Source organism: Rhodospirillales bacterium RIFCSPLOWO2_02_FULL_58_16, from assembly GCA_001830425.1.
In the GTDB taxonomy this organism is placed as follows: Bacteria; Pseudomonadota; Alphaproteobacteria; order Rhodospirillales; family 2-02-FULL-58-16; genus 2-02-FULL-58-16.
In genome coordinates, this window is record MIAA01000020.1 from 14,145 (window position 1) to 17,393 (window position 3,249).

The 3,249-nt window shown below is 56.9% G+C and carries 3 protein-coding genes and 2 pseudogenes (2 of these 5 running past the window's edge); 4 read left to right on the plus strand and 1 reads right to left on the minus strand.

Features of this window, described 5'->3' with window-relative positions; all coding sequences use genetic code 11:
• The 4 genes and pseudogenes from A3H92_06450 to A3H92_06465 form a co-directional block, all read left to right on the plus strand.
• Positions 1-816 (plus strand): annotated as a pseudogene (locus A3H92_06450) (DMSO reductase); it begins 1,671 nt to the left of the window's first position.
• A 39-nt stretch (positions 817-855) separates the two neighbouring features.
• Entirely contained in the window at positions 856-1,503 is a 648-nt protein-coding gene (locus A3H92_06455) for a hypothetical protein (protein ID OHC75255.1), read from the plus strand.
• Between the two features lie 400 nt (positions 1,504-1,903).
• On the plus strand, positions 1,904-2,227 hold the full coding sequence (locus A3H92_06460) for a nucleoid-associated protein, YbaB/EbfC family (protein OHC75256.1): 324 nt from the start codon (positions 1,904-1,906) through the stop codon (positions 2,225-2,227).
• Positions 2,227-2,820 (plus strand): recombination protein RecR, encoded by a 594-nt coding sequence (locus A3H92_06465; protein ID OHC75257.1) that lies wholly within the window; start codon positions 2,227-2,229, stop codon positions 2,818-2,820. Before A3H92_06460 ends, A3H92_06465 begins: the two co-directional genes overlap by 1 nt.
• On the opposite strand, the pseudogene A3H92_06470 reads toward A3H92_06465, so the two are convergent.
• Positions 2,798-3,249: pseudogene (locus A3H92_06470) on the minus strand (hypothetical protein) (it continues 625 nt past the right edge of the window). The gene A3H92_06465 and the pseudogene A3H92_06470 overlap by 23 nt on opposite strands.

Consider the following 3,249-nt stretch of genomic DNA (forward strand, 5'->3'; position numbering starts at 1 on the left):
TTCGAGTATATGAAGGCGAAGGGCGTCTGGCACGACAAGGACGCCAAGCCCAACTACGGCTTCTATGAAGCGAAAGTCGATGTTTCCGGCGACGGCGTCATTCTCGACGACAAAACCGGCGTCTACTGGAACTGGAAAAAGGCCGGAGTCGCCAGCGAAGACGAAGCCAAGAAGGCCGGCTATCTGGGCGTCAAGGACGCGAAAAAAGCCTATGTCGCCCAGAATATCGACGGCGCGGCGTTAACTGCCTACCCGCCGAACACGTCATTCACCAAGTCCGGTCTCCTTGACTTCTATTCCGATAACTTTGCCGTCAAGGGGCTTCCGGCGTTCCCGACCTACACGCCGATCCCGGAACATGCGGCGATGGCCAAGGACGAGCTGATCCTGACCACCTATAAGGTTGCCGTGCATACCCAGTCTCGAACAGCCCACTGCAAGTGGCTGACCGAGATCAAGCACGACAATCCGGGATGGATCAACACCAAGACCGCCGCCGAGAGAGGCATCAAGGACGGCGACAAGATCAAGGTGCGCGGCGGCATTGGTGAGATTATCACCACGGCTTATGTCACTGAAGGGATTATCCCCGGCATCATCGCCGTTTCCAACCACTTGGGTCGTCAGCATTCGGGCATCTATGGATCGGGCAAGACATCCCCGACCGACGGCGGCGCGGAAGCTGACCCGGACGCCAAGAACATGTGGTGGAAAAAGCATGGCGTCCACCCCAACGTGCTTATCCCCAACAGTTCGGACCCGATCGGCGGTTCAATGCGGTGGATGGACACGGTGGTAAAAGTAGAAAAGGCATAATACCCCCTGTTGACCGGGGTGGTGGAAGGAGTTTGAGCAGTGGGCGATAACCTGAACAACATGGCGGAGACGGCCGCTGCGCGCAGCAACGTATATGGTCTGCTTTCCATGATTTACAGGGTGGAGCCTGATTCGTCCTTTATCGGCGAACTCAAGGACAGCAAGCTTTCCCAGGCCTTCGCCGGCCTGGGGCTGTCCTTGGGGGACGACTTCCATGAAACCCCGGTCAATAAACTTGTCGAGGACCTGGCCGTTGAATATGCAAGGCTGTTCATCGGACCCGGTCCTCATCTTTCTCCCCATGAGTCCATTCATATAGATACCGGAAATCCGGCGGATAACGAGCTTTGGGGAACGCAGACGGTTAAGGTGAAATGTTTTATCGAAGCCGCCGGCCTGAGCTATGACGAAAATTTTTCGGGGATGCCTGATCATATCAGCGCCGAACTGGACCTGATGAAATTGCTCGCAGAAAAAGAGGCCGAGGCCTGGTCTGCGGGAAACAAGGACGAGGCCATCGGGTGCCTTGAGGTGCAAAAGAAATTTTTCGATGAGCACTTGAGCAAATGGGCGCCGCAATTCTGCGGAAAGGTCATAAAAACGGCCACGCTGCCGTACTACCGCGAGATGGCCGAGGTGACCAGGAAATTTCTGGAATTCGAGCAGGAAAATCTGGACGCGCTTTAAGTCATAAAACGGAAACGGCCCCTTGAGAGAACTCCCAAGGGGCCGGTTTTCGTCGGCTTGATCGCTTTGTCGAGAGGCTGAAACTTAGTGGGCCTCAATCTCGCCGACGGAAGCGGTAAAAGCGTAAGCCAACGGAGCGATGAAAAGAACGGTGGCGATTACGGCGATCAGATATTCGTACATTTTGTTTCTCCTTAAAGAGGGGTTGTCGTTCATCTGAGGAGAACTATGCCATATGCCGTATGTATCAATGCTGAGCGCCCTATTCATAGTGCGTTAAGATATCTCTGAAAAATTGCGGTTTACCGTTCTTGGAATTTCCCATCTGCCGATGACACCCGCTTTGATGCCTGATATATACTGCTCTCTCACGCTTAACCGGTTTCAAGAGGACAGGCCTATGAAGAACCTCGGCGCGATGATGAAGCAGGCCCAGCAGATACAGGCCAAGATGGCTGAATTGCAGGAAGAGATGGCCGGCATGTTGGTTATCGGACGTTCGGGCGCCGGCATGGTCGAGGTGACGCTGAACGGCAAGTCGGAGGCGCGCCGCGTAAAAATTGATCCGTCTCTGTTCGAGGACAAGGACGCCGAGGTTCTTGAGGATTTGATCGTCGCCGCCTTCAACGACGCCAAGGCCAAGGTTGAAACGGTGATGAAAGACAAGGTGGCCGAACTTACCGGAGGCCTGCAACTGCCGCCGGGAATGCAACTGCCGTTTTAATGACCACTTCCGGCATCGACAGGCTGATCCAGCTTCTCGCCAAGCTTCCCGGACTGGGGCCGCGCTCGGCGCGCCGCGCTGCGTTGTATCTGATCAAGCGCCGGGAATCGATGTTGGCGCCGCTGGCCCTCGCCATGACCGAGGCGCTGGAGAATATCGTCACCTGTTCCACCTGCGGCAATATCGACGTCAACGACCCCTGCGTCGTGTGCGCCGATGTCAAGCGGGACGCTTCAATCATTTGCATCGTCGAGGATGTCGCCGATCTGTGGGCGCTGGAACGGATGGGATCGTTCAAGGGGCGCTACCATGTGCTGGGCGGGGTGCTGTCGGCGCTGGACGGCGTCGGTCCCGATGATCTTAATATCAACGGCCTGGTGGCGCGGGCCTGCAAGGATGAGGTGAAGGAAGTGATCCTCGCCACCAACGCCACCGTTGACGGCCAGACCACCGCCCACTACATCGCCGAGCGACTGGGGGAATGCGGCGTCAAGGTCACCGGTCTGGCGCATGGGGTTCCGGTTGGCGGCGAACTGGATTATCTGGACGAGGGCACCCTGACCGCCGCCCTTAAGGCGCGGGGGCCGGTTTAACCAATTCCTCGACCGGCGCATCGTCGCCGAGTTGGACCATTTCTATCTTCCCGCCACGGCTGATGATCTTGCCGGTGGAGGTGGATATCTCCTCGATGTCCTTGTTGGCCATGCGGAAATGGTCCTGAAGACTGCCGACCCGCTTGTCCAGACGCTCGACATCTTTGAGCAGATTCATGACTTCGGTCTGGATGACTCCGGCCTGTTCGCGCATGCGGGAGTCCTTGAGAACGGCGCGCACCGTGGTCAGCGTCGCCATCAATGTTGTCGGCGAGACGATCCACACCCGGCGTTTGAATGATTCCTCGATCACATTGCGGAAGTTGGCGTGCAACTCGGCGTAAACGGCCTCCGACGGCAGGAACATAAGGGCGGATTCGGCGGTCTCGCCGGGAATGATGTATTTCTCCTGAATGGCCTTGACGTGGG